This window comes from Actinomycetospora sp., from assembly GCF_036497245.1.
Classification (GTDB): domain Bacteria; phylum Actinomycetota; class Actinomycetes; order Mycobacteriales; family Pseudonocardiaceae; genus Actinomycetospora.
On sequence record NZ_DASXJS010000059.1, the window covers coordinates 1 to 22,634 of the forward strand.

28 protein-coding genes are annotated in these 22,634 nt (G+C 73.2%); 12 read left to right on the plus strand and 16 right to left on the minus strand.

Annotated features, from left to right (window positions below):
* From VGI02_RS06495 to VGI02_RS06505, 3 genes are all read right to left on the minus strand, one after another.
* On the minus strand, positions 1 to 883 hold an 883-nt coding region (locus tag VGI02_RS06495), incomplete at its 3' end, for an alpha/beta fold hydrolase (protein ID WP_331626466.1).
* A gap of 38 nt (positions 884 to 921) precedes the next feature.
* Positions 922 to 1,335, minus strand: coding sequence for a hypothetical protein (locus tag VGI02_RS06500; protein ID WP_331626467.1), 414 nt, complete (start codon positions 1,333 to 1,335; stop codon positions 922 to 924).
* Positions 1,328 to 1,699 carry a hypothetical protein gene (locus VGI02_RS06505; protein ID WP_331626468.1) on the minus strand — a complete coding sequence of 124 codons (372 nt, stop codon included), beginning with the start codon at positions 1,697 to 1,699 and terminating at the stop codon, positions 1,328 to 1,330. Before VGI02_RS06505 ends, VGI02_RS06500 begins: the two co-directional genes overlap by 8 nt.
* 75 nt (positions 1,700 to 1,774) lie before the next feature.
* On the opposite strand from VGI02_RS06505, the gene VGI02_RS06510 reads away from it, so the two are divergent.
* Together VGI02_RS06510 and VGI02_RS06515 are read left to right on the plus strand one after the other, a co-directional pair.
* On the plus strand, positions 1,775 to 3,460 hold the full coding sequence (locus VGI02_RS06510) for a P-loop domain-containing protein (protein ID WP_331626469.1): 1,686 nt from the start codon (positions 1,775 to 1,777) through the stop codon (positions 3,458 to 3,460).
* A gap of 177 nt (positions 3,461 to 3,637) precedes the next feature.
* Positions 3,638 to 3,796 (plus strand): hypothetical protein, encoded by a 159-nt coding sequence (locus VGI02_RS06515; protein WP_331626471.1) that lies wholly within the window; start codon positions 3,638 to 3,640, stop codon positions 3,794 to 3,796.
* Positions 3,797 to 3,800: 4 nt separating this feature from the next.
* Here VGI02_RS06515 and VGI02_RS06520 read toward each other — a convergent pair whose 3' ends face one another.
* The gene (locus VGI02_RS06520) at positions 3,801 to 4,988 is read right to left on the minus strand and encodes a CaiB/BaiF CoA transferase family protein (RefSeq protein WP_331626472.1); all 1,188 of its coding nucleotides are present in this window, start codon (positions 4,986 to 4,988) and stop codon (positions 3,801 to 3,803) included.
* 64 nt (positions 4,989 to 5,052) lie between these two features.
* On the opposite strand from VGI02_RS06520, the gene VGI02_RS06525 reads away from it, so the two are divergent.
* From VGI02_RS06525 to VGI02_RS06545, 5 genes are all read left to right on the plus strand, one after another.
* Entirely contained in the window at positions 5,053 to 6,132 is a 1,080-nt protein-coding gene (locus tag VGI02_RS06525; protein ID WP_331626473.1) for a CobW family GTP-binding protein, read from the plus strand.
* A gap of 91 nt (positions 6,133 to 6,223) precedes the next feature.
* Positions 6,224 to 8,161 carry an HNH endonuclease signature motif containing protein gene (locus VGI02_RS06530; RefSeq protein WP_331626474.1) on the plus strand — a complete coding sequence of 646 codons (1,938 nt, stop codon included), beginning with the start codon at positions 6,224 to 6,226 and terminating at the stop codon, positions 8,159 to 8,161.
* 55 nt (positions 8,162 to 8,216) lie between these two features.
* Positions 8,217 to 9,182 (plus strand): DNA polymerase domain-containing protein, encoded by a 966-nt coding sequence (locus tag VGI02_RS06535; protein ID WP_331626475.1) that lies wholly within the window; start codon positions 8,217 to 8,219, stop codon positions 9,180 to 9,182.
* A 34-nt stretch (positions 9,183 to 9,216) separates the two neighbouring features.
* On the plus strand, positions 9,217 to 9,987 hold the full coding sequence (locus VGI02_RS06540) for an alpha/beta fold hydrolase (RefSeq protein ID WP_331626476.1): 771 nt from the start codon (positions 9,217 to 9,219) through the stop codon (positions 9,985 to 9,987).
* 65 nt (positions 9,988 to 10,052) lie between these two features.
* Positions 10,053 to 10,247, plus strand: coding sequence for a hypothetical protein (locus tag VGI02_RS06545; protein ID WP_331626477.1), 195 nt, complete (start codon positions 10,053 to 10,055; stop codon positions 10,245 to 10,247).
* A gap of 20 nt (positions 10,248 to 10,267) precedes the next feature.
* Here VGI02_RS06545 and VGI02_RS06550 read toward each other — a convergent pair whose 3' ends face one another.
* Together VGI02_RS06550 and VGI02_RS06555 are read right to left on the minus strand one after the other, a co-directional pair.
* Positions 10,268 to 11,179, minus strand: a complete 912-nt coding sequence (locus VGI02_RS06550; RefSeq protein ID WP_331626478.1) for an SAM-dependent methyltransferase — start codon at positions 11,177 to 11,179, stop codon at positions 10,268 to 10,270.
* A gap of 29 nt (positions 11,180 to 11,208) precedes the next feature.
* Positions 11,209 to 11,421, minus strand: a complete 213-nt coding sequence (locus VGI02_RS06555) for a hypothetical protein (protein WP_331626479.1) — start codon at positions 11,419 to 11,421, stop codon at positions 11,209 to 11,211.
* Positions 11,422 to 11,548: 127 nt separating this feature from the next.
* On the opposite strand from VGI02_RS06555, the gene VGI02_RS06560 reads away from it, so the two are divergent.
* The gene (locus tag VGI02_RS06560; protein WP_331626480.1) at positions 11,549 to 12,556 is read left to right on the plus strand and encodes an alpha/beta fold hydrolase; all 1,008 of its coding nucleotides are present in this window, start codon (positions 11,549 to 11,551) and stop codon (positions 12,554 to 12,556) included.
* A gap of 129 nt (positions 12,557 to 12,685) precedes the next feature.
* Positions 12,686 to 13,087 carry a GlcG/HbpS family heme-binding protein gene (locus VGI02_RS06565; protein WP_414638204.1) on the plus strand — a complete coding sequence of 134 codons (402 nt, stop codon included), beginning with the start codon at positions 12,686 to 12,688 and terminating at the stop codon, positions 13,085 to 13,087.
* Between the two features lie 8 nt (positions 13,088 to 13,095).
* Here the strand turns inward: VGI02_RS06565 and VGI02_RS06570 are convergent, their stop codons facing one another.
* A complete protein-coding gene (locus VGI02_RS06570; protein ID WP_331626482.1) occupies positions 13,096 to 13,980 on the minus strand; it encodes an AraC family transcriptional regulator in 885 nt (294 codons plus the stop codon).
* Positions 13,981 to 14,322: 342 nt separating this feature from the next.
* Between VGI02_RS06570 and VGI02_RS06575 the strand changes: the two genes are divergently transcribed.
* On the plus strand, positions 14,323 to 15,384 hold the full coding sequence (locus VGI02_RS06575) for an alcohol dehydrogenase catalytic domain-containing protein (protein ID WP_331626483.1): 1,062 nt from the start codon (positions 14,323 to 14,325) through the stop codon (positions 15,382 to 15,384).
* Positions 15,385 to 15,513: 129 nt separating this feature from the next.
* The gene (locus tag VGI02_RS06580) at positions 15,514 to 16,158 is read left to right on the plus strand and encodes a DUF998 domain-containing protein (RefSeq protein WP_331626484.1); all 645 of its coding nucleotides are present in this window, start codon (positions 15,514 to 15,516) and stop codon (positions 16,156 to 16,158) included.
* Here the strand turns inward: VGI02_RS06580 and VGI02_RS06585 are convergent.
* Together VGI02_RS06585 and VGI02_RS06590 are read right to left on the minus strand one after the other, a co-directional pair.
* Positions 16,142 to 16,333 carry a hypothetical protein gene (locus VGI02_RS06585; RefSeq protein WP_331626485.1) on the minus strand — a complete coding sequence of 64 codons (192 nt, stop codon included), beginning with the start codon at positions 16,331 to 16,333 and terminating at the stop codon, positions 16,142 to 16,144. The two genes, VGI02_RS06580 and VGI02_RS06585, sit on opposite strands and share 17 nt — an antisense overlap.
* Before the next feature lie 201 nt (positions 16,334 to 16,534).
* Positions 16,535 to 16,894 carry a hypothetical protein gene (locus tag VGI02_RS06590; RefSeq protein WP_331626486.1) on the minus strand — a complete coding sequence of 120 codons (360 nt, stop codon included), beginning with the start codon at positions 16,892 to 16,894 and terminating at the stop codon, positions 16,535 to 16,537.
* A 228-nt stretch (positions 16,895 to 17,122) separates the two neighbouring features.
* On the opposite strand from VGI02_RS06590, the gene VGI02_RS06595 reads away from it, so the two are divergent.
* Entirely contained in the window at positions 17,123 to 17,554 is a 432-nt protein-coding gene (locus tag VGI02_RS06595; RefSeq protein WP_331626487.1) for a nitroreductase family deazaflavin-dependent oxidoreductase, read from the plus strand.
* Here the strand turns inward: VGI02_RS06595 and VGI02_RS06600 are convergent.
* From VGI02_RS06600 to VGI02_RS06630, 7 genes are all read right to left on the minus strand, one after another.
* On the minus strand, positions 17,491 to 17,922 hold the full coding sequence (locus VGI02_RS06600; RefSeq protein WP_331626488.1) for a VOC family protein: 432 nt from the start codon (positions 17,920 to 17,922) through the stop codon (positions 17,491 to 17,493). The two genes, VGI02_RS06595 and VGI02_RS06600, sit on opposite strands and share 64 nt — an antisense overlap.
* Before the next feature lie 83 nt (positions 17,923 to 18,005).
* The gene (locus tag VGI02_RS06605; RefSeq protein WP_331626489.1) at positions 18,006 to 18,584 is read right to left on the minus strand and encodes a dihydrofolate reductase family protein; all 579 of its coding nucleotides are present in this window, start codon (positions 18,582 to 18,584) and stop codon (positions 18,006 to 18,008) included.
* A complete protein-coding gene (locus VGI02_RS06610; RefSeq protein WP_331626490.1) occupies positions 18,584 to 19,183 on the minus strand; it encodes a dihydrofolate reductase family protein in 600 nt (199 codons plus the stop codon). The genes VGI02_RS06605 and VGI02_RS06610 overlap by 1 nt, the downstream gene beginning before the upstream one ends.
* 458 nt (positions 19,184 to 19,641) lie before the next feature.
* Positions 19,642 to 20,058 carry a nitrile hydratase accessory protein gene (locus VGI02_RS06615; protein ID WP_331626491.1) on the minus strand — a complete coding sequence of 139 codons (417 nt, stop codon included), beginning with the start codon at positions 20,056 to 20,058 and terminating at the stop codon, positions 19,642 to 19,644.
* Positions 20,055 to 20,678, minus strand: coding sequence for a nitrile hydratase subunit alpha (gene nthA, locus VGI02_RS06620; protein WP_331626492.1), 624 nt, complete (start codon positions 20,676 to 20,678; stop codon positions 20,055 to 20,057). Before nthA ends, VGI02_RS06615 begins: the two co-directional genes overlap by 4 nt.
* Entirely contained in the window at positions 20,675 to 21,382 is a 708-nt protein-coding gene (gene nthB / locus VGI02_RS06625; protein WP_331626493.1) for a nitrile hydratase subunit beta, read from the minus strand. Before nthB ends, nthA begins: the two co-directional genes overlap by 4 nt.
* A 25-nt stretch (positions 21,383 to 21,407) precedes the next feature.
* Positions 21,408 to 22,634: amidase (locus tag VGI02_RS06630; RefSeq protein ID WP_331626494.1), on the minus strand; the 1,227-nt coding region annotated here is incomplete at its 5' end.

The window sequence follows — 22,634 nt, forward strand, 5'->3', positions numbered from 1 at the left end:
CGGTGTCGAGCACCTCGCGCAGCCGCACCGCGAACGCCGTCGCCTGCCCGGGCCACGGGTCCTCCTCACCGCTGAACCCGCCGTGGTGGCTCGGGAAGACCGTCGGCTCCTGCCCGAGAAGTGCCGCGAGGGCCGTCGCGCAGCGTCCCGGGAACTGGTCGCGGGACTCCTCGCCCATGCCGACGACGATGCGGGTCGGGGCCGCCGTCAGCGCGGCGGCGTCGGGGACGTACGCGATGACCGCCTTCGCGCGGTCGGAGAGCAGCGGGTCGTCCCGGGATCCCCTATCGGCGTGCTCAGTTGCACTGTCCTCGGTCGGCATCCCGAACATCGCCGGGTCCGGCAACGGCTGCGCGAAGAACTCGTCGGTGTACTCGCCCCGCCACGACGTCAGGCCCATGAAGCCCGCCATCCCCGCGGCCCAGCCCTTCGCCGCGTAGGCCTCGTCGACGCGGGCCATCGCCCGGCGCGCGGCGTCGACGTCGGGCAGCAGCGGCAGGACCGGCGGCTCGTGGGCGACGAGGGTGGCCACGTCGTCGGGGAACGCCGTGACCCAGGCCAGCGCGGTCACCGCGCCCCCACTGGACGCGAACACCTCGACCGGCCCGGCACCGAGCTCGGAGACCAGGGCGTGCAGATCGCCCGCCTGCACCTCGGGGTCGCTGTCGGTCCGGCCGTCGTGGCGGACGCTGCGGCCGAGCCCGCGCGGGTCGTAGGTGACGACGGTGCGGTCGCCGAGGTGGGACGCCAGCGCCCGGAACCCGGACGCGTCCATCGGCTGGCCGATCATCAGCAGCGAAGGGCGCCCGTCGGCGGGTGGCAGGGGACCGGCGACATCGTGGACGAGGTCGACCTCGGGGGTCTCGAGCGTGCGGGTCTCCATAGTCGAGTACGGTAACAGGACCACACGCTCCCGAGAAGCTATTCAGGCCGGTGTCGCCGCAGCCAGAGCAGGCCCAGGATCGGCAGGATCACCGGGACGAACCCGTAGCCGGCCCCGAAGTCCGACCACACCGTGGAGCGCGGGAAGTCCTGCGCCGCGACGACGCTCAACAGCCCGACCGCGAGCACCCCGACCAGCTCGATCCACACCGCGACGAGCGCCACGCCCCGGTTCCCCCGGCCGATCGCCACGGCCGCCACCAGGTAGACGACGGCCGAGAACGCGGAGAGCCCGAACGCCACGGGAGCGTCCGAGAACTGCGTGGCGATCTGGAACACCGCGCGGGCCCCTGCGGAGATCGCGAACACCACGTAGACGACGAGCAGGACGCGTCCGGGACCGTCGTTGATCCGCTGTGGTCGGGTGGGCGTCCCGGGGTCCGTCTCAGACACGTGTCGCCTCCCAGACCTGCATGGTGCGCAGCACGAGCACCGCCAGCGTGACCCCGGCGATCGCGAGCACCACCGAGCCGTACCGCGACCGTTCCCCGTACGCGAGTGCCGCTCCGATCGGCAGCGCGATGACGACCGCGATCAGGTAGCCGACGATCTCGGCCACCGCCCCGGCGCCCCGTCCGCCCTGCACGACGAGCAGCACGACGGCGATCAGCGCGGCCACGAGCGCGACGACCTCGATCCCGAGCAGCGTGACCCGGTGGGCGTACGTCGGGGCCTGGTCGCACAGCGCGGAGACGGCGCACCAGAGTGCCCAGGCCAGGGCGGCCACGCCGAGCACCCAGGCGATCGGAACGATCACCGAGTCATCCTCCCACCTGGTCGCACCCTCCCACCGGTCACATGGTTCACGGACAACTCGGGCACCCTCCCGACCATGTCCCGGAACGACGATCTCGCGACCACCCTGCGCGGACTCGACGGCCAGAGCTACGGCCGCTACAAGTCGCTGACGGGGGACTGGTCGTGCGGCGAGGCGACAGTGACGATCGTGCGGGTCCAGGCCGACCCGTTCGCGCCGCCGTCGCGGGTCCGCGTCACCGTGCCGGGGGCCGCGCCGGACGAGCTGACGACGACCCCGGACCGCCGTCGCGCGCTCTCGGGCTTCCTGCTGCGCCGCCTGCACCGGGCACTGCGTGGCACCTCGCTGCACGTCGACGCGGGCGGGCCCGAGGTCCTCGAACGCAGCGCGGGCCGGGTCGGTACCGACGGCACCATCACCGTCGAGCTCGGCGTCCCGATGCCCGGACCGAAGCGGCGCATCCTCGGGCGGGAGGCGGCGACGCTGCTCGGGGAGACGCTCCCGGCGGCCGCCGCCGAGCTGCGGTGGGACGCGTTCTCCGACGACGACCGCCGCGCGGCCCGCGAGTTCGTCACCACCGTCGAGGACGCCGTCGCACTGCGGGCCGCGCTCGCCGACCGCCGGCTGGTCGCCTTCGTCGCGGACGGTGCCGTGCTGCCGCGCCGCTCCGGGGTGGACGACCGCCCGCTGGAGGGGGCGACGGCGTTCGGCTCGCCGGCGTCGTTGCGGGTGACGATCCCGACCCCGAACTCGGGCGAGGTCAGCGGGCTCGGCGTGCCGGAGGGCGTCACGCTGATCGTCGGCGGTGGGTATCACGGCAAGTCGACGCTGCTGCGCGCGATCGAGGCGGGCGTGTACGACCACCACCCCGGCGACGGCCGCGAGCGTGTGGTGGCCCGCGACGACGCGGTGAAGGTCCGCGCCGAGGACGGCCGCAGCGTCGTCCGGACCGATGTGTCGGCGTTCGTCTCGCACCTGCCGAGCGGCGAGCCGACCGACGACTTCTCGACGACGAACGCGTCCGGTTCCACCAGCCAGGCCGCGTCGATGGTCGAGGCCGTGGAAGCGGGGGCCGGTGCGCTCCTCGTCGACGAGGACACCTCGGCCACCAACATCATGATCCGCGACGGGCGGATGCAGCAGCTCATCGCGACCGAGCCGCTCGTACCGTTCGTGGAGCGCATCCGGCCGCTGCACACCGAGCGCGGGGTTTCGTCGGTGCTGGTCATGGGCGGGTCGGGGGACTACCTCGAGGTCGCCGACACCGTGATCATGATGGATGCGTACGTCGCGTCCGAGGTGACCGATCGTGCGCACGAGATCGCCGCGCAGGGCCGAACCCGCGCCGTCGAGCACTCCGGCTTCCCGCCGATCACCCGACGCGTCGTCGATCCCTCGTCACTGGACCCGACCGGCCGTCAGGGCAAGCGGCGGGTCACCGCCCGCGGGGTCGAGACCCTGACCTTCGGGGAGGACGACCTCGACCTCGCGGCCGTGGAGCAGATCGTCGACCGCTCCCAGGTCACCGGGATCGGGCGGGCCCTGGCGCTGCTCGGGGACGGGGTCCTCGACGGCACCATTCCGCTCGACGAGGGTCTCGACCTGCTCGACGCCGAGCTCGCCCGCGGCGGGGTGGACGCGCTGCTCGGGGGCGGGCGTGACGCAACCGACCTGGCCCTCCCGCGCCGGCACGAGGTGGCGGCCGCACTCAACCGATTGCGCTCGGTGAAGGTGCGTGAGCTGCTCCGGGAAGCACAGTGAGCGACTCTTGGTGATCGCAAACCGTAAGCGCTGACACTGTACTGCTCCGTTGGAGTGATGCTCGCCGGTAACTTCTCGCTCAACGTGGTCAGCGCGCGGCGTCCGATGCCAAGCTCTCGCTCACCGACGGCCCGGGGGATCACGAGGGCCCGGACCGACCGAGGTGGGGTGCCGAGAGTGAACGCCGAGCCGATGATCGCCACCGACGTCCTGCGCTGGCAGGCGTACCGCGCGGCGCTGGCGGCCTGGGCCGATCACGCCGGCCGCGCGCCCGTGGAGATTCCCGAGCAGCGGCGCTCACCGGAGGGCGGCTCACCCCGCCCCGCGCCGCGCTGACCCCTCAGAACTCGCGGATCTCGTCCGCCGAGTAGCCGAGCTCCGCAAGCACCTCGGCCGTGTGCTGGCCGAGGAGTGGGGGCGGCCCCGACGGAGCGGGCGGGGTCGCCTCCGGCCCGGAGGCGTGCACCGGGAAGCCGGTGCCGTGGTAGGTCCCGACGCCCGGGTGGTCCATCGTCACGTGATGGCCCCGGGCCCGCGACCACTCGTCGTCGTAGAGGTCGTCGAGGGAGTTGATGGGGCCGGCCGGGACCCCGACGGCGTCGAACCGGGCCGCCCAGTGCGTGGCGGGCTTCTCCCGCATCACGGTCTCGACGAGCGTCATGAGCTCGTCCCGGTGAACGGTCCGGTCGGCGTTGGTGGCGAAGCGGGGATCGGCGACGAGGTCGTCGAGCCCGAGCACCCCGCAGAACCGCTGCCACAGTCGCTCGCTGCCCACGGCGACCACCAGCGGGCCGTCCGCGCATGCCATCGCCTGGTACGGAGCGACGGTCGGGTGGGCGACCCCGAGCCGGCGGGCCCGGCGCTCGTCGTGGAACACCGCCTGGCCGGCGTAGGAGTGCCAGGCGGTCTGGGTGTCGAGCAGCGACACGTCGAGGTACTGGCCCCGCCCGGTCCGCTCCCGGGCGTAGAGCGCCATGAGGATGCCGGTGAGGGCCCAGGTACCGGCGTTGAGGTCGGCGATCGGCAGCCCGACCTTCGTGGGTGGCCCGTCCGGCTCCCCGGTGAGGCCCATCAGACCGCCCATGGCCTGGACGAGCACGTCGTAGCCGGCGCGCTCCCGGTACGGCCCGGTCTGCCCGAAGCCGGAGATCGCGACGTGGATGAGCCGCGGGTTGGCCTCGCTGAGCGTCCCGAAGTCGAGGCCCCAGCGCTCGAGCGTGCCGGGCCGGAAGTTCTCGACGAGCACGTCGGCGTCCGCGGCGAGCCTGCGCACCGCGTCCTGGCCGCGCTCGGTCTTGAGGTCCAGGACGATGCCGCGCTTGTTGCGGTTGGCCGAGAGGTAGTAGAGCGACTGCGGGTGCCGGTCGTCCTCCCCGATGAACGGTGGGCCCCACCCACGCGTGTCGTCGCCTGCGGGCGGTTCGACCTTGATGACGTCCGCGCCCATCTCTCCGAGCCACTGTGTGGCGTACGGCCCGGCGAGCACTCTCGACAGGTCCAGGACGCGGATGCCCTCCAGCGGACGCACGCGAGCGACCCTACGTCGGCGGCCTCCGTCCGGCCGACCTGGCGCTCTGGCAGGCTCGCCGGACGTGAGCCGCCGTGACCGTCAGGACCGCACCGTGCCGGTCGTCCTCGTCGCCGGTCATCTCGGCGTCGGGAAGTCCTCGCTGGTCAATCACCTGCTGCGCCACGCCGACGGGACCAGGATCGGCGTCGTCGTCAACGACTTCGGGGCGCTCGGGATCGACGCGATGCTGGTGGCGGGCCAGGCGGATTCCGTGACCTCGCTGGCCAACGGGTGCCTGTGCTGCACCACCGACGCCGACGGCCTCTCCGACCTGCTCGCCGACCTGACCGCGCCCGCCGTCGGGCTGGACCTCGTCGTCGTCGAGGCGAGCGGGCTCGCCGAGCCGCGCGAACTGGTGCGGCTGCTGCTGGCCTCCACCGACCCGCACGCGGTCTACGGCGGCCTCGTCGTCGTGCTCGACGCCGCCGGGCCGGACCTGGAGCAGGCCCGGCTCGCCGACCTGGCCGTCGTCAACGGACTCGACCGCGTCGACGACCCCGACGGTGCCGTGGCGACCGTGCGGGCCGTCGCGGCGGGCGCCGTCGTCGGGACCCGGCACGGGGCGCTGGACCCGGCGCTGCTCGCCGACCCGGTCCGGCGGCCGCAGCCCGCGCAGCTGACCCTCGACGCGCTGCTCCGCGAGGCCGACGGGGCCCACGCGCACGACGAGGCCCGGAGCGTGTCCTTCACCAGCGAGCGTCCGCTGGATCCGGGTCGGTTCGCGGCGTTCCTGGAGGCGGGTCCGCTCGGGGTGGTCCGGGCGAAGGGGGTGGTCCGGTTGCCGACATCGGACGATGAGCTGTCGGGTGGGGAGCTGTCGGGTGGGGAGCTGTCCGGTGGGGAGCTGTCCGGTGGGGAACTGCCCGAGGTCTGGGACGTCCAGACCGTCGGCACCGCGATCCGGGTGCGTCCGGCGCCGGCCCGCGCGGCGACGGCGGGCGCGCGGCTGGTGCTCATCGGCACGGGGTTGGACGAGGCGGCGCTGCTGTCGGCGCTCGGGTCCTGCGTGGAGCATGACGACGACCCGGTGCCGACCGAGCACGCCGCTCTCGCACTGACGCGGTACCGGATCGACCTGGAAGGCACGTCGCCGACGATGTGACTTAGATCACTTCCGCGGCCGACGCCGGCCTGCGACAACGCGAGCGTGAGTGACAGACCCTCGAACCAGTGTTCGAGTCATGACAGTGGCGATGGCTTCTCCGGGCTGTGCGGGCGGGCGCTTCGACGACCCGTCGCCCGGTCCGGAGCTGACCGCCGCGCTGCTGGCCGACCCCGCGTCGTTGGTGGGTCAGGAGGTGGAAGCCGGGCTGATCGCCGCGTTCCACGCCGACAACCACGCCGCCTGGGCCCGCTGCCGCTGGCTGCTGGAGGCCTGCCGGTCCCGGGCCGACACCACCCGCCGGGTCCTCGGCGACTCGCGGGCCGCCCTGATCGCGGCCGCCGCACTGGGGTGGTCGCCGACCATGGCCGCGGCGCGGTTGGAGTTCGCCCGCCAGGTGATCGAGCGGCTGCCCGCGCTGGGCGAGGCGATGCGTGCCGGCCGGCTCGAGGAGCGCGAGGCCGGGATCTACGTGAACACCTTGCGCGAGCTCGACGACGCGCGGGCCCGGCTGGTGGTCGAGCGGCTGCTCGGCCGTGCGGACCGTCTGACCCACGCCGAACTGACCCGGCGGGTGGAGAAGGCCGCCGGGGACGTCGACTCGTCCTGGTACGAGGCGCGGCGGACGGCCGCGGTGGCTCGGGCTCGCGTGGTGGCGCGTAGTGCACCGTCGGGGGCGGCGGAGCTCTCCGGGCTGGATCTGCCCGAGGACCTGGCGTTGGAGGCTCACGGCCATGTGGTGGCGGTGGCCGACGCGGTGTCTGCGGCGGTGCGGGCCCGGGGTGGTGAGGTGGGCAAGGCGTTCACCGAGGCGCACGTCTACCTGCGCCTGCTCGGTCGTGACCTGCTCGACGCCGACGACGCCACCCTCGTCGAGATCCTCACCGAGGAACTCCTGAACGCCGGCGGCACTGATGACGACGGGCCGGACGCTGCCTCCGAGCCGGATGACCGTGGTCCCGACGACGGCCCGGGCGATGACGACGACCCGAGCGACGACGACCCTGCCGACGAGTGCCCGGCCGACGAAGACCTGGGTGCGGACGATCGCGGCTCCGAGCCGTGCGACGACGCCCGGCCCGACGCCGGCAGCGGCGGGCCCGCCCGACCCCCGTTGGCGTTCCGGGCCGCGGTGGCGGTGCGCCTGGAGCTGAGCACCCTGCTGGGTCTGGATCGCCGTCCCGGCGAGGTCCCCGGCTACGGAGTGGTCGCCGGCTCCACCGCCCGACATGTGGCCCAGAACCGGCCCGGCGCAAGGATCAAGGTGGTGCTCTACGACCACGAGGGTCGTCTCGAGCACGTCCTGCACGTGCGCCCGCCCAAGAACGCCTCGACGCCACGGCGACGCAGCCGCTACCGACGCCAGGTCCTCGAGCTCACCGCACTCACGACGACGCTGGATCTCCTCGATCCGCACGATCACCTCGGGCTCGATGCCACCCTGCTCGCTCGAGCCAAGGCCGCGCTGGCCGGGATGCGGTCGCGCCCACCCGAACAGCACCCGGCGCGCACGACCGCCGACGCCCACCGCCGTCATCCCGGCGCGGAGCTCGCTGCCTGGATTCGGGCCCGGGACCGGACCTGCCGCTTCCCCGGTTGCACCAGACCCGCCATGGGCGCCGACCTCGACCACACTCTCGACTGGGCCGAGGACGGACTGACCCTGGCGGAGAACCTCGGCGCGTTCTGCGAGCCGCATCACCTGCTCAAGCACGACCCGGACAGCTGCTGGACGGTCATCCAGACCCGGCCCGGCACCTTCGTCTGGACCAGCCCCACCGGCACCTGCCACCGCGTCGATCCCGAGCCCCAGGACCAGCCGCTCGCCCTGACGGCCCCTGTCGACCGGCCGTGCAGCGTCCCCGACATCGTGTTCAGCCCGCCCCCGCGCCCGACTCCGCCCTGGGCGCCCCGCCCCGACAAGCACGGCCTCCTCACCGACGCCGCCCGCGCCACCGCCGAACGCCTCACCCGGCGGGCCGCACCCGACGAGCCACCCAGCCGGTATGACGATGACCCCGACTTCTGAGCGGGAGCGGGACCTTCGTCTTGACCGGCCGCCCCGGCCCGGCCACGGTCAGCGGATGGCGAGTGATCCGGACGAGGTGCGCGACGGGGTCGGGCTCACCCACCTCGACCAGGAGCTCCTCACGGGGGACGCCGTGACGAAGCGGGCGCTCGTCGATCACCTCGACGCCGCCGCCGACCGCCTCGTCCCGCTGCTGACCGGGCGGCCGCTCTCGGTGGTGCGCGCCCGGGGCCGTGAGCGCTTCATGCAGAAGAACCTGCCGAAGGGGGCGCCCGACTGGATCCGGTCGGTGACGTTCTGGTCGGAGAGCTCCCAGCGCGACGTGCACTACGCCCTGGCCGACGACCGCGCGACCCTGCTGTGGTTCGCCAACCAGCGGGCCGTCGAGTACCACGTCCCGCTCACCCTGGCCGACGATCCGGGCACGCCCACCCACCTGGTCCTCGACCTCGACCCGCCCGAGGGCGCGGACCTGGGCCCCGTCGTCGCCGCCGCCCGCGCCGTGCGGGAGGTGCTCCGCGAGGCCGGGTTCGACCCTGCGGTGAAGACCTCCGGCGCCAAGGGCCTGCATGTGGTCACCCCGATCGGGCCCGCGGCGATGGAGGACGTGCACGCCGCCACCCGGGCCGTCGCCGCCCGCGCCGAGCGGCTCGTCCCGGACGGGACGACGACGGCGTTCATCAAGGCCGACCGCGGCGGCAAGGTCTTCCTCGACGCCACCCGCGCGGGAGGCGCCACCGTCGTCGCGGCCTACAGCCCTCGCGTGCGGCCCGGCCTGCCGGTGTCGTGCCCCTGCGACTGGGACGCGCTCGACGACGTCGTGCCCGCCGAGATCACCGTGGCCACCCCGGACCGCTTCCTGCGCGGGCCGAGCTGGGAGGAGCGCCTCGGCGAGGCCCGGGCGATCCCCGCGGAGCTGATCGAGGAGGGTCACACGATCCCGGTCGCGCGGGTCGCCGCGATGCACGAGGGCAAGCGTCGCAAGCGTGCGGCGTCGAAGACGGAAGGCCGCGATGACTGAGGCGGGCAACGGGAAGGATCCGAGGGACGGGGCGGTGACGTCCCGGGACGGCACGCGGATCGCCGTCGAGACCGTGGGGTCCGGGCCGTCCGTGGTGATCGCCGCGGGAGCGTTCTGCGATCGCACGACGTCCCGCGACCTCGCGCGCCTGCTCGCCGACGAGTTCACCGTCCACACCTACGACCGGCGGGGGCGCGGCGACTCCGACCGGCCGACGACCCCGCCGTTCGACCCGCTCCGGGAGATCGCCGATCTGGGGGCGGTCCTGTCGGCCGCCGGCAGCTCCCACCTCTACGGACACTCCTCGGGTGCGGTCCTCGCCGCCCTGGCGGTGGCCGCGGGACGTCCCGTGCGGTCGCTCGCCCTCTACGAGCCGCCCTGGTCGGTGACCGCGCGCCACGACGGGGACGCGGGGTTCGCTCGCATCCGCGAGCTCGTCGTCGCCGACCTCCCGGGCGACGCCGCGGCGACCTTCCTCCGCGGCACCGGCGCGCCCGACGAGGTCGTCGACACGATGCGGGCCGGGCCCGGCTGGTCCCACATGGAGGCACTCGCCCCGACGCTGCCCTACGACCTCGCGCTCGTCGGCGAGCACGGAACGCCCACGGAGCTGTTGCGCAGGCTCTCCGTGCCGACCCTCGTCCTCGCCGGCGAGCGGTCGGCGCCCTGGGCGCGCGCGACGGTGGATCTCGTGACCCAGGTCATACCGGGCGCTCGGGCCCAGACGTTCGGCGGCCAGAACCACCAGGTCGAGCCCGCCGTTCTCGCGCCGGTCCTGCGGGAGTTCTTCACGACCCGGACCTGACTGACGAGCTGTATCAGGTACCGTCGGTACTGGATACGGAGAAACCCTCGTCGGAAGGAGACACCGTGATCGGGGACATTGCCGGGATCGGACCGGTCAAGGACGCGCTGACCACCACCAACGGCCTGCTCGAGAAGGTCCTGGGCGAGCTGTGCCGGACCAACGACGCACAGCTCGACGCCGTGGTGACCGAGCTGCGCGCCGTCCGGGCGTCGGTCGACCGCCTGGTCGCCGCGCAGGAGACGGCGACGACGGGCTGACGACGGCCCGCCGACTGCCCTCAGCGCCGCGCGACGAGGAAGTCGTTGTCCAGCGACGTCCCGGTGCTGGTCGTCGGGAGCGGGCGGCCCCACTGCGCCGCGACGTCGGCGGTCCGCACCGTCTCGGTGCTCCACCCGTCGGAGCCGAGCTGGTCGGCGGGGTGGGGCCGGCGCTCGGACATGTCGACGAGCCCGCTCATCTCGACCCCGAACGCCCGCCCGAAGCGGGGGAGGGCCGGGTCGTGCTGGAGCTGGTCGAAGGCACTCCCGAAGTTCTCGACGACGACCGTGCTGCCCGCAGCCGCCTGGCTGCTGATCCGCTCCAGCAGCGCGGCCTCGGCGTCGGCGGGCAGGAACGGCAGCAGGCCCTCAGCGAGCCAGACCGACGGCCGCTGCGGGTCGAAGCCGGCGTCGCGCAGGGCCGCGGGCCAGTCGTCGCGCAGGTCCGCCGGGACGCTGACCCGGCGGCACCGCTCGCGCACGCCTTCCTCGGTCAGGGTCTGGTCCTTGAACGCCAGCACCTGCTCCTGGTCGACCTCGAAGACCGTGGTGCCGGCCGGCCAGTCCAGCCGGTAGGCGCGGGCGTCGAGGCCGGCGGCGAGCAGCACGACCTGGTCCGCGCCCGCGGCCGTGGCGTCGAGGAGGGCGCGGTCGAAGAAGCGCGAGCGGACCCCCTGGTAGGTCGTCATCAGCGACCAGAACTCGTCGACGGAGGTCGTCTCGTCACCGACGCGCTCGGGGTCGGGCCACGGCTGGTCGGCCCGGGTCGGGACCGGCTGCGGGGTGTCGGCGCGGGCGATGAACATCTCCGCGTACGGGTCCTCGACGAGGGGCTGGGGACGGTGGGTCTCCACGGCCCGGCCCGCCGCCACCATGAGTGCCGTCCAGCCGACGCTCGACACGATGTCCCACTGGTCGTTCGGGGTGCGCATGCCTCCGGAGTATCCCGTGGTTGGGCTCACTAACGAACTTGTGTCCGAACGGACAGATTCCGGGCCGTGCGGAGGCCCAGGAACGCGGCGAGAGCGGCCACCCCGGCGACCGCCACCGACACCGCCATCCCGACCGAGCCGGCGGGGACGACGCCGGCGAGCTGACCGAGGACGTCGATCAGGAGTGCGACGACGAGCGCGCCGCGGACCCAGGAGCCGGTGGTGAGGTGTGCGGTGTCCATGGCCTGAAGGGTCCGCCCGGGCGATGAAGCGGCGGTGAGCGTCGCCTGTGCGCCGGCTACGTGCCCGCGCCGACCTCACGGGGCACCTGAGAAGGTGACGCGCCACGGGGTCCGGGCGGAGGTGGGCGTGCGACGACGGGTGCTGCGGTGGCTGCGCCGGACCGGGATCGCACTGATCGCGCTGGTCCTCGTCGTGCTGTCGCTGGCCGGGCTCTACCTGGCGTGGGACGACCTCGCCCCGGTCCACGTGTCGACCGCGGTCCCCGGGTTCTCCGTCGACGCCGCGGGCGTCGCCACGCACGTGGAGCACTGGCCCGCCGCGCATCCGTCGGGCCTGCCGCCCCTGGTCCTCGTGCCGGGATTCGCGGAGTCGACCTACGTCTTCTCCCGGCTCGCCACCCGGCTCGCCGACGACCGCGACGTCTTCGCCTACGACGTGCGCGGCTACGGCTTCACCGCGCACCAGGGGCCGTACACCCTCGCGGCGGACACCGCTCAGCTCGCGGGCGTGATCGCCGCCCTGCACCTGACCCGGCCCATCGTCGTCGGCCACTCGCTCGGTGCCGCGATCGCGCTCTCGCTGGCGCTGCGCGACCCCGGCTCGGTCACCGGCGTCGTCGCGGCCAACGGCGACGGCACGCCGTACTTCGGCAGCGACCGCTCCGCCCCGGGCGGTGGCGGGGGAGCGCTCCGCTCGGTGGCGACCCTCCCGCCCCTGGGCCCCGCCGTGGTCACGGCCGTCGTCCGCCACCGCGACCCGATCCGGAAGCTGGTGGCCTCGCAGTGCGGTCCGGGCTGCCCGACCGACGACCGCGCTGTCGACCGGTGGCGCGCCCCCTTCCTCGCCGACGGCGGCGTCACCGCCCTCCTCGGGATCGCGCGGCAGCCCCTCATCGGGCTCACCGACGACGAGGAGCGCCGGGTCCGCGTCCCGACCGCGGTCGTCTCCAGCAGCGAGGACACCAGCTTCGACCAGACCCAGGCCGTCGCCACCGCGGCCCGGCTGCACACCACCCTCGTCGCCGCGATCCCGGGGGCGCGGCACCTCGCGCTGCTGGGCGACCCCGACCGGTTCGTGGCCGCTCTCCGCCCGCAGCTGACCGCGCTCGCGTCTGCGGCCAACCCGCGGCGGTAGCCGATCCTCGCTCTCCGGAACGGGAACTGTTGCGCGAGGCGGCCGACCGGGCGTTCCCTGGACGCGGTTCACCACCGGGCATCGGGCCCGCACGCGTGATCCGCCCGATCGGAGCACGCCGTGCGCACCATGCAGACCGTCACCCTGGACGACGCCCGTCGCGTCATCGCCGCAGGCGAGAAAGAGGCCGAGCGTCAGCAGCAACCCGTCAACATCGCGGTGGTGGACGCCGGCGGCACCCTCGTCGCCCACATCCGTCAGGACGGCGCCTGGATCGGCAGCGTCGACATCGCCATCAACAAGGCGTTCAGCGCGCGGGCGTTCGACGTGAGCACCGCCGGACTCGGGGAGAACTCCCAGCCCGGCGGCCAGTTCTACGGGATCCAGGACTCCAACCACGGCCGGGTCATGATCTTCGCGGGTGGCGTGCCGTTGTGCTCCGGCGACACCGTCGTCGGCGCGGTCGGTGTCAGCGGCGGGACCGGGAAACAGGACGCCGCCGTCGCCGATGCGGCCGCCAAGGCGCTGTAGCGCTCGCCTCAGGTCCGCCGGCGCACCTCGCCCGGTGTGGCGCCGAGGCGCTTGCGGACGACGCGGTTCATGTGGCTCTGGTCGGCGAAGCCGCAGGTCTGGGCGACCTCGGGCAGCGGGATGCTCGTGCGCTGGAGCAGCCGGCGCGCCCGGTCGACGCGCTGGCGCAGCACGAACTCGTGGGGCGTCGTCCCGGTCGAGGCGCGGAAGCGGCGGGCGAAGTGGAACTTCGACAGGCCGGCGGTGGCGGCGAGGTCCTCGAGGGTGAGCCGGTCGTGCAGGTTGCTCTGCACGTAGTCGCGGACCAGGTGCTCCTGGCGGAAGCTCAGGCAGGCCGAGCCGTCCGGCTCGCGGAAGATCACGTTGGCGTGGTTGCGCAGGATGGCCACAGACAGCTGCGTCGTCAGCGAGTCGACCAGTAGCTCGCTGCCCACCCCGCCGTTGGCGGCCTCCTGGGCGATCGCCATCGCGGTGCGGTGGATGGCGGGATCGTCGGCCTTGATCGTGTCGTGCAGCGCGACGTCGACGACCTCGCGCTCGTACATCGCGCGGCAGGTGGCGGTGAGCTGGTCGTGGGTCAGGTAGACGTGCACGACCTCGATCGGGCTCGACCAGGTCCAGTGCGAGTCGGCGGCGCGGGTGAGCAGCGAGACGTCGCCGGGACCGAGCCGTTCGTGGTGCCACCCGGCGTCGATGCGCCGTCGCATGTCGGTGACGCCGCGCCGGTAGGCCACGACCATGAAGTCGCGCAGCGGCGGCACCTCGACGTCGGAGTCCTGGTACCGGTACCCGCGCACCGCGACGCCGTCCCACGACTCGTCGGGGCTGCGCACGGTGACCTCACCGGGGACCCACGCCGGCAGCTGGTCGGGAACGATGAACCCATCAACCATGGCCGTCCCCCGTCGACGTCGACGACGCCAACGTAGCTGTGACCGTGGTCACGGGCCAGCCCCGGCAGCAAGGACGTCCAACGGCGTGAGTGCGTGCCTGACATCGGCGGAGACGACTTCCTGGACGCGCTGACCTGCGACGACGGGTTCGCGGACGGAGTGCGTAGCAAGGCTGACCGATCGACTCCGCGGATCGTCCAAGCCGCGTGGCCCCGCCCGGCCCAGGGTTCTCGTCGAGAGATCGCCCACGCCGAGGAGAGCCGACGAACCCGGGTTCACGCCCCGGATCGACCGGCACCTGCAGGCACTCCTCGACACTCCTGCCTGAGAGAGAGACGACCCATGAGCGACATGATGAAGGCCCTGGCGATCCTCGGGACCGGCAAGTTCGGTCTCGTCGAGCGCGACGTCCCGACCGCCGGTCCGGGGGACGCGGTCGTGAAGACCACCGTCGCACTGATCTGTACCTCCGACGTGCACACCGTGGCGGGCCTGCTGCCCGTCCCCGAGGGGCGCCTGCTCGGGCACGAGAGCGTCGGCGTCGTCCACGCGATCGGCGAGGGCGTGACGTCGGTGCAGGTCGGGGACCGGGTCGCGGTCAACGCCGTCACCCCGGACGGGACGTGTGACAACTGCCAGGCCGGCCACACCTCGCAGTGCGGCGGCGCGCTGGGCGGCTACCGCTTCACCGTCCAGAAGGACGGCAACATGGCGGAGTACTTCCACGTCAACGACGCCGACTACAACCTCGCGCCGATCCCGCAGGGTCTCTCCGACGAGGCCGCCGTCTACGCCTGCGACATGCTCTCCACCGGGATCATCGGCTCCGAGAACGCGAACATCCCGGTCGGCGGGACCGTGGCGATCTTCGCGCAGGGCGCGGTCGGCCTGTCGGCCACGATCGGCGCGAAGCTGCGCGGTGCGGGTCTCGTCATCACCGTCGAGGGGATCCCCAACCGGCAGGAGATGTCGCGGCGCTTCGGGGCCGACGTGGTGATCGACCCGGCGTCGGGCAACGTCGCCGAGCAGGTGATCGGGCTGACCGACGGCGGCGCGGACTCCACGGTGGAGGCGCTGGGCAACCAGGCCACCTTCGAGGCCGCGCTCTACGCCACCCGACCCGGTGGGACGCTGTCCAACGTCGGATACCACGGGGAGTCGGGCCCGACCATCACGATGCCGCTCGACGCGTGGGGCCTGGGCATGGCCGGCAAGAAGATCGCCACGGACCTCTGCCCGGGCGGCCGGCTGCGCATGGAGCGGCTCATGCGGCTGATGGTCAACGGCAAGATCGACCCGACGCCGATGACCACTCACCGCATGGGCATCGACCAGGTCGAGGAGGCCTTCGAGATGATGACCCACAAGCGCGACGGGATCATCAAGCCGCTCATCACCTTCTGAGTCCACCGCCCCGGCCCCCCTGCCGGCGCGCCGACAGGCATGCGGTCCCATGAACTCCGCCAACGGTAGGAGATCGCACGTGGGGTCGTGATGGCGTGTTCGAGGCGGGCAGCGGGTGGCTCGCTGCTGGTGCTGCTCCTGAGTGCGGCGGCGCCGGCGGTGTTCCTCGTCGGGCTCCGATGCGCCGAGGCCTGCCAGCGGCCGGGGGCCTATCACCCGGCCGCCCAGACCGTGAGCACCCTGGCCGGCCGGGGTGCGAGTGACCCCTGGGTCATGGCCGGGACCATGTTCGGCATCGGCGTGGCCTACGTGGTGGTGGCCGCGGGGCTGCGGGGGATACCGCGGTTGGGTCGGGGTCTCCTCGGCGTGGGCGCGGCCTCGGTGATCGGGACGGCGTTGGCCCCGCAGCCCGCGCACGGCAGCTCCACCGTCCACATGACGGCGATGGTGATCGGGTGTCTGGCGTTCGCCTGCTGGCCGCTCGCGCTCGCGGTCGATCGTGGTCTCGACCCGCGGCTGCGTCGGGGGCTGCTCACGGCGAGCGCCGCCATCGTCACGGCCCTGGCCTGGTTGTGCGCCCAGGCGTGCGTCGGCGGGAGGGACCTGGGCGTGGCCGAGCGCGTGCTGATCCTGGCGCAGACCGTCCCGCCGATGGGCGTCGCCGCCGCGGTCGCCTTCCGCGCGGGCGGGTGGAGGTGGCCGTCGATCTCGCCGGTCCCGACCTGCGGCGCGGTGGCGACGGGCGGCCACGGCCGCATCAGGGAACGACGCTGATCATGGCGGTCGTCGTGATGAAGAGAATGGTCAGCACGGCCCAGGGGAGCGGGTTGCGCCTCGGGTCGGTGTGGTGGATGTGCACGGCACGCCAGGCGGCGAACGCGGCCGCGAGCAGGAGCACGACGCGCACGGCGTTGATCGCCGCGAACCACGGGCCCGGCTGGGTCGCCACGAGGTGTGACGGTAGGGACTTCCGCGGGGCCGGTGGTGCCGTTCGCGCAGATTGCCCCGGGCCGGCTACCGCCCGGTCCCGGATCGCCGTCGGGCATGCGACGGGCCCGGTCGCAGGCGACCCCTAGTGGCCTGTGACCGGGCCCGTGCCCTCCGGAACACCGTCCGGGCCCCTCCGAGGCCCGGACGGTCCCCGGATGGATCAGTTGGCGGCGTCGATGCCGTTGCTGCAGCTCTTGGCGTTGCCGGCGGCGTTGCCGTGACCGGCCTTGGACAGGATCGGCACCGAAGCGGCGTTGTCCTGGACCGGGACCTGGACCCCGAGCACGTTGACCGGGACGTCGTTGTTGCAGAGGTCGCCGGTGGTGTTGGGGGCGAAGTCGCTGGAGTTGAGCAGCCCCTTCTGGTGGGTGGTCCCGTCGTCGTGGTGGCGCGAGACGCCGTGGTGGTCAGCACTGCCGCCGCTGTCGGGGCCGTCGCCGGCCAGGGCGACGCCGGCGGACGAGAGCAGGCCGGTCGAGATCATGGCCGTGGCGAGGACGGTCTTGCGCAGGGTCGCCATGAGCGGCGGGTCCTTCCTGGACGGGAACCGGGCCGTTGGTGATCACACCCCGCGGCCGTACGGATAACGTGTTGTCAAACGCGGCCCCTCGGCCGTCGGTCACGGGTGTCGTCACCCATTCATCGCAACGGGTGACGCTGGGCGCATTCGAGCCAGGTCGGGCCGGGTCCATCGGTGAGACCCTCGGCGCCGCGGAATGTCTCGGGAGGGCTCCTGGTTCTGCGCCCTGTGAGCAACGAGACGGCAGAGCTCAGCCCCACGGGCTGGGTCAGCGACCAGACTGAGAAGATCCTCCAGACCGGGACGACCGATGGCATCGAGGTGCTCGGCTCGCCGATCGTGCTGCTGACGCTGCGCGGCGCGAAGTCCGGCAAGCTCCGCTACACCCCGGTGATGAAGGTCGAGCACGGCGGCAGCTACGCCGTCGTGGCCTCGAAGGGCGGGGCACCGGAGCACCCCGTCTGGTACTACAACATCAAGGCGCACCCGGAGTTCCCGCTCCAGGACGGGACCGAGACGAAGGACTTCGTCGCCCGCGAGGTCTCCGGCGACGAGCGCGCCGCGTGGTGGGACCGGGCCGTCGCGGCCTACCCGTCCTACGCGGAGTACCAGGAGAAGACCGACCGGGAGATCCCGGTCTTCGTACTCGACCCGAAGTAGGGGCGCTGCTCACGATGCGGGGCCACCGGAGGGAGCCCGGCTGAGGTCGACGACGCAGACAGGTTGCCGTCCGGGTCGGCGAGGACGACGAAGTCGGGCTCCGGGGGGTAGCTGTCCCAGTCCACCTCGGTCGCGCCGAGCGCGATCAGTCGGCGCACCTCGGCGTCCTGCTCGGCGGTGGTGTCCACGACCAGGTCCAGGTGCAGCCGGGGATGTGGTTCCGGCGGCGAGGCACTGGTCATCACGGCCAGGACGCGCGCTCCGTCGACCCCGACGAGCGTGCACCAGTCCGGGCTCGACCATTCGTCGGCGGGGCTCAGGTCCAGCGCGGCGGACCAGAAGGCCGTGGCGCGGTCGAGGTCGGTCACGCCGATCACCGGAAAGCCGAGGCGGAGCACCGCCCCACCCTGGCCCGTGCCGCGGGCGGACGCACGCGGATCCGGCCGTCGGGCTACCGGACGCGGTAGCGCAGGTGCACGACCCGCCGGGCGAGGTCCTCGGTGTCCGGGGTCGTCAGCCGCCGGACCAGCTCGAGCTCGACGTGCCGGGCGGAGAGGTGGTCGAACAGGAGCCGACCGGCGCCCAGCAGGACCGGCACGACGTGCAGCTCCATCTCGTCGACCTCCCCGGCCCGGAGCAGTACCTGCGCAGCGCCTGCCCCCTGCACCACCACGTCGCCGTCCCCGGCGGCCGCGCGGGCCCGCGTCGCGGCCTCGGTGGGATCGGTGACGTAGACGACGCTGCCCGGGGGCGGGTCGTCGGGGACCTCGTGGGTCAGGACGACGATCGGGACGCCGTCGTGGTGGTCGCCGCCCCAGCGCCCGGCGAACTCGTAGGTACGTCGGCCGGCGATCACCGCGCGGGTGGCCATCGACTCCGCGAAGACCCCCCCGCTCGGTCCCGGGTCGAGGCGGCGGTCGAGCCAGTTGAACAGGCGGAACCCGCCGCGCCCCATCGGGTCGGCCGGGCTGTCGTCGGGCCCGGCGACGAAGCCGTCGAGCGACATGGTCATGTCCAGCCGGACCGCCATCAGAGCTCACCCGCCGACCGCACGCGGTAGCGCAGGTGCACCATCCCCGGCCCGTCCAGGGAGTGCACCAGTTCGAGCTCGACGAGCTCGGGTGGCAGGTCGTCGAACAACCGGCGCCCCTGCCCGAGCAGCACGGGCACCACCTGGAGCGACATCTCGTCGAGCACCCCGGCCCGCAGGCACGCCTGCGCAGCGGAGGCGCCGTGCAGGAGCACGTCCCGGTCGCCGGCGGCCGCCTTGGCCTGTGCCGCGGCCTCGGCGACGTCCGTGACGTAGCGCGCGTGCCCGAGCGGAGGACCCGCGGGTGGCGAGTGCGTCAGGACGATGATCGGGACGCCGTCGTGGTGGTCGCCGTTCCACTGCCCGGCGTACTCGAAGGTCTTCCGCCCGGTCAGCACCGCGCCGGTCCGCATCGCGTCGGCCATCACCGCGGCACCGACCTCGTCGTCGGTCCAGCCCTGCGCGGGATCGAGGCCCTCCAGGTTCAGGAAGTCGTGCAACCGCTCGCCGCCGATGCCGAGTCCCTGATCCGGTCCGTCGTCCGGGCCCGCGATGAACCCGTCGAGCGACATCCACATGTAGAGCACGATCTTGCCCATGGTGAGTCCGTCCCGTGTGGTATGAACTCGGCATGCAACAGTACTCATTTAGGACTGTCAAGCTGGCGAGGTGGTAGCCGGCGAGTGGACGCCCATGGCTACCGCGGCAGCCCCCTGGGTCCACTCGGCCCGGGAACTGGCCGGGCCCGAGCCCGAGTGGACGCCCATGGCTACCGCCGCAGCCCTGAGGGTCCACTCGGCCGGGGAAGTGGCCGGGTCCGGGGCCGAGTGGACGCCCATGGCTGCCGCGGGAGCCCTCAGGGGCCACTCGGTCGGGGATCTGGCCGGGGTCCGGGTCCGAGTGGACCCCCATGGCTACTGCCGCAGCCCCTAGGGTCCACTCGGCCGGGGAACTGGCCGGGTCCGAGTCCCCATGGCTACTGCGGGAGCCCCCAGGGTCCACTCGACGATCCCCGACAGGCTCTTACCGACCGGGAGTGCTCAGGAGGCGAAGCCACCTACCGGATCGCGGGGTCGATGGCGATCGGCTCGCGGTGCGCCTCGTGGTGGTTGGCGTTCTTCGGCGTGGCCAGGACCGACCGGGTCCGGTCGTCGAGGTTCGCCTCGGAGAGCAGGCCACTGCCGGCGAGCACCGTCTCGAGCGCGGTCAGCCAGTGCTCGTAGTAGCTCCAGGGCTCCTCGCCCTGGTGGGCGCCGTCGGCCTCCCACCGCCGGATCGATTCGATGAGCGAGAGCTGGAACTCCGACCACTCGTACTGCCCGGCGTGGTAGGCCGCGACGGCGAGCGCGAACGCCCGCAGCTCCCAGGGCTCCCGGAACGACTGCTCGTCGCGGCCGGGTGTCCCGGCGATCAGCGACTCGACCCGCCGTCGGGCGTCACCGACCTCGGTGCCCTCGCGCACGGCGGCGCTCACGCTGCGGCCTTCGTCGGGCCGACCCCGATGAGGGACTCGCGGGTCACGAGCGCCGCGAGCTGCTCCTCGGTGTACCCCTCGGTGCCTGCCGGGCGCTGCGGGAGCACCCAGTAGCGCAGCTCGGAGCTGGAGTCCCACACGCGGACCTCGGTCGAGTCGGGGACGTCGTGACCGAACTCCTCGCGCAGCACCTTGCGGGGCTCGCGCACGATCCGGGCGCGGTAGGCCGGCTGCTTGTACCAGTTCGGGGGCAGCCCGAGCACCGGCCACGGGTAGCAGGAGCACAGCGTGCACACGATGACGTGGTGGACGTCGTCGGTGTCCTCGACGGCGACCATCTCCTCGCCCTGCAGCCCGCCGATGCCGAGCTCGGCGCACGCGGCGGTGGCGTTCGCGAGGAGGCGCGCCTTGAACCCGGGGTCGGTCCAGGCCTTGGCGACGGCCTTCGCGCCGAGCTGCGGGCCGACCTCGTTCTCGTAGATCTCGGCGACCCGGTCGACCGCCTCGGTCGACATCAGGCCCTTCTCGATCATGAGGGCCTCGACGGCCTTGACCCGGGCCGCGACCTGGGCCTGGTGCTCCGGCGTCGCGGCGGCGGCGACGGTGTGGGGCACGGTCATGCGGCACTCTCCTGGGAAGTAGCGGGGACGATGTAGGGCTCCCAGACGTCGAAGGTGACCGAGCCGTTGGGCTCGGCCGCCTCGGCGCCCCAGAGCTCCTCATTGGTGAAGAGCACCGTGTAGACGTGCTCGGGGGCCTCGCCCCGGCCGTTGCCCGCACTGTCGGGGTAGATCATCTCGCCGTGGGCGAGCTCGATGACCCCGGTCCTGCCCCGGATGTAGGCCGCCTTGCGGGTGTGTCCACGCGGCGCGTCGGCGACGACGGTGACCCGGTCGCCGACCGCGAACCTCGCCGTCTTGCCGGTGTCGCGGGCCGCCGAGGCGCCCGCGGGGATGACGGCCTCGATGAACTCGACGAGGGCGGGGTCCTGCTTGTCGGGCAGCGGGGCGTCGGGGTTCTCCAGGTAGTACTGGTACCGCTTCTCGATCTCGGCGGCGTCGAGCGCGCCCGCCCGGATGCCGTAGTGCTCGACGGCGTGGAGCCAGTGCTCGTAGTAGGCGGAGCTCAGGTACTCGACGGGCTCCATCTGCTCCATCGCGAAGCGGAACTCGTCGAGGCCGAAGTGCCCCGCCCGGAAGGCGAGCGGGAACATCGTGTGGGCGTGCTTCTCCCACTCCGCCTTCCACACCGGTTCGACCCCCGGTGGAGGCGGTGCGATCGCACCGAGCCCGTCCCGTCCGCCGAGATCGTGGATGCCGTTCATGGAACCTCCTGGGGTCCGGGGAGTCTCAGGCGCCGGCGACGGCGGCGGGCGCGCTCGTGGGGGAGGGGAAGCCGCCGACGGCCTGCTCGTAGGCGTGCGCAGCGCGCAGGACGGTGGCGTCGTCGAACTGGCGGCCGACGAGCATCATCCCGACGGGCAGGCCGTCGGCGAGCGGCGCGGGTACCGAGCACGCCGGGTGGCCGGTGACGTCGAACGGGGCCGTGTTGGCGAGCATCTCCAGCGCGCGGCCGAGGATCTCCGGGGGCCGGGCGTCGGGGCCCGGGCGCACCGTGGCACGCATCGGGAGGGTGGGCATGACCAGGACGTCGACCTCGGCGAGCGCGGCGTCGTAGGCCGCGGCGAGCTTCGGGGCGAGGTTCTGGGCCATCGCGTAGTGGCGCCCGTGCGTGGTGTTCAGGGCGTACTTGCCGGCCAGGAGCACCAGGTCGACGGTCTCGGGGAAGCGGCTGCCGTCCTCGGTCCAGCGCCGCCCGTAGTGGTCCATGATCTCGGGGTCGTAGAGGCCCTTCCAGTTCAGGCCGTACCCGTAGGTGTCGACCATCTGGGCGGTGGCGCCCTCGGTGGCGATGACGTCCCAGATCCGCGGGCCGTGCAGGTGCCAGGGCACCGAGACCTCGGTGACGGTCATGCCTGCGTCGGCCAGGGCCTGCGTGGCCGTGCGTACCGCGTCGTCGGTCTCCGGCTCGGACTCCGCGAGCCCGAAACCCTCCCGGAGGATCCCGACCCGCAGGCCCTGCGCCCCGGCGCCGAGGGCCGCGACGTAGTCCTGCGACGTCACCGTCGCGGGCTGGCGGGGGTCGTGGCCGTCGGCGCCCGCGATGACCGAGAGCATCAGGGCGGCGTCGGCGACGGTCCGGGTGATCGGCCCGACGTGGTCGATCGTGGCCTCGATGGGGAACGCACCGGTGTAGGGCACCAGGCCCCAGGTCGGCTTGTGGCCGACCAGCCCGCAGTCCGAGGCCGGGATGCGGATCGAGCCGCCCTGGTCGCCGCCGGTGGCCATGTCGACCACGCCGCCGGCGACGAGGGCGGCGCTGCCGCCGGAGGACCCCCCGGCGCTGCGCTCCGGTGCCCAGGGGTTCTCGACGTCGCCGGTGTTCGCGGTGATCGACGCCCCGGCGAAGCAGAGGTCCTCGCACACGGCCTTGCCGGCGATCGTCGCCCCGGCCGCGAGCAGACGGCTGACGATCGTCGCGTCGGTGGTCGGGACGTACCCCTCGACCGCCGCCGA

What these genes read in the sequence shown, in the direction of transcription:
- VGI02_RS06510 (WP_331626469.1), top strand. Translation starts at nt 1,775, where the DNA reads ATGTCCCGGAACGACGATCTCGCGACCACCCTGCGCGGACTCGACGGC.
- VGI02_RS06530 (WP_331626474.1), top strand. Translation starts at nt 6,224, where the DNA reads ATGGCTTCTCCGGGCTGTGCGGGCGGGCGCTTCGACGACCCGTCGCCC.
- VGI02_RS06535 (WP_331626475.1), top strand. Translation starts at nt 8,217, where the DNA reads ATGGCGAGTGATCCGGACGAGGTGCGCGACGGGGTCGGGCTCACCCAC.
- VGI02_RS06550 (WP_331626478.1), bottom strand. Translation starts at nt 11,179, where the DNA reads ATGCGCACCCCGAACGACCAGTGGGACATCGTGTCGAGCGTCGGCTGG.
- VGI02_RS06555 (WP_331626479.1), bottom strand. Translation starts at nt 11,421, where the DNA reads ATGGACACCGCACACCTCACCACCGGCTCCTGGGTCCGCGGCGCGCTC.
- VGI02_RS06565 (WP_414638204.1), top strand. Translation starts at nt 12,686, where the DNA reads ATGCAGACCGTCACCCTGGACGACGCCCGTCGCGTCATCGCCGCAGGC.
- VGI02_RS06570 (WP_331626482.1), bottom strand. Translation starts at nt 13,980, where the DNA reads ATGGTTGATGGGTTCATCGTTCCCGACCAGCTGCCGGCGTGGGTCCCC.
- VGI02_RS06575 (WP_331626483.1), top strand. Translation starts at nt 14,323, where the DNA reads ATGAGCGACATGATGAAGGCCCTGGCGATCCTCGGGACCGGCAAGTTC.
- VGI02_RS06590 (WP_331626486.1), bottom strand. Translation starts at nt 16,894, where the DNA reads ATGGCGACCCTGCGCAAGACCGTCCTCGCCACGGCCATGATCTCGACC.
- VGI02_RS06605 (WP_331626489.1), bottom strand. Translation starts at nt 18,584, where the DNA reads ATGGCGGTCCGGCTGGACATGACCATGTCGCTCGACGGCTTCGTCGCC.
- VGI02_RS06610 (WP_331626490.1), bottom strand. Translation starts at nt 19,183, where the DNA reads ATGGGCAAGATCGTGCTCTACATGTGGATGTCGCTCGACGGGTTCATC.
- nthA (WP_331626492.1), bottom strand. Translation starts at nt 20,678, where the DNA reads ATGACCGTGCCCCACACCGTCGCCGCCGCCGCGACGCCGGAGCACCAG.
- nthB (WP_331626493.1), bottom strand. Translation starts at nt 21,382, where the DNA reads ATGAACGGCATCCACGATCTCGGCGGACGGGACGGGCTCGGTGCGATC.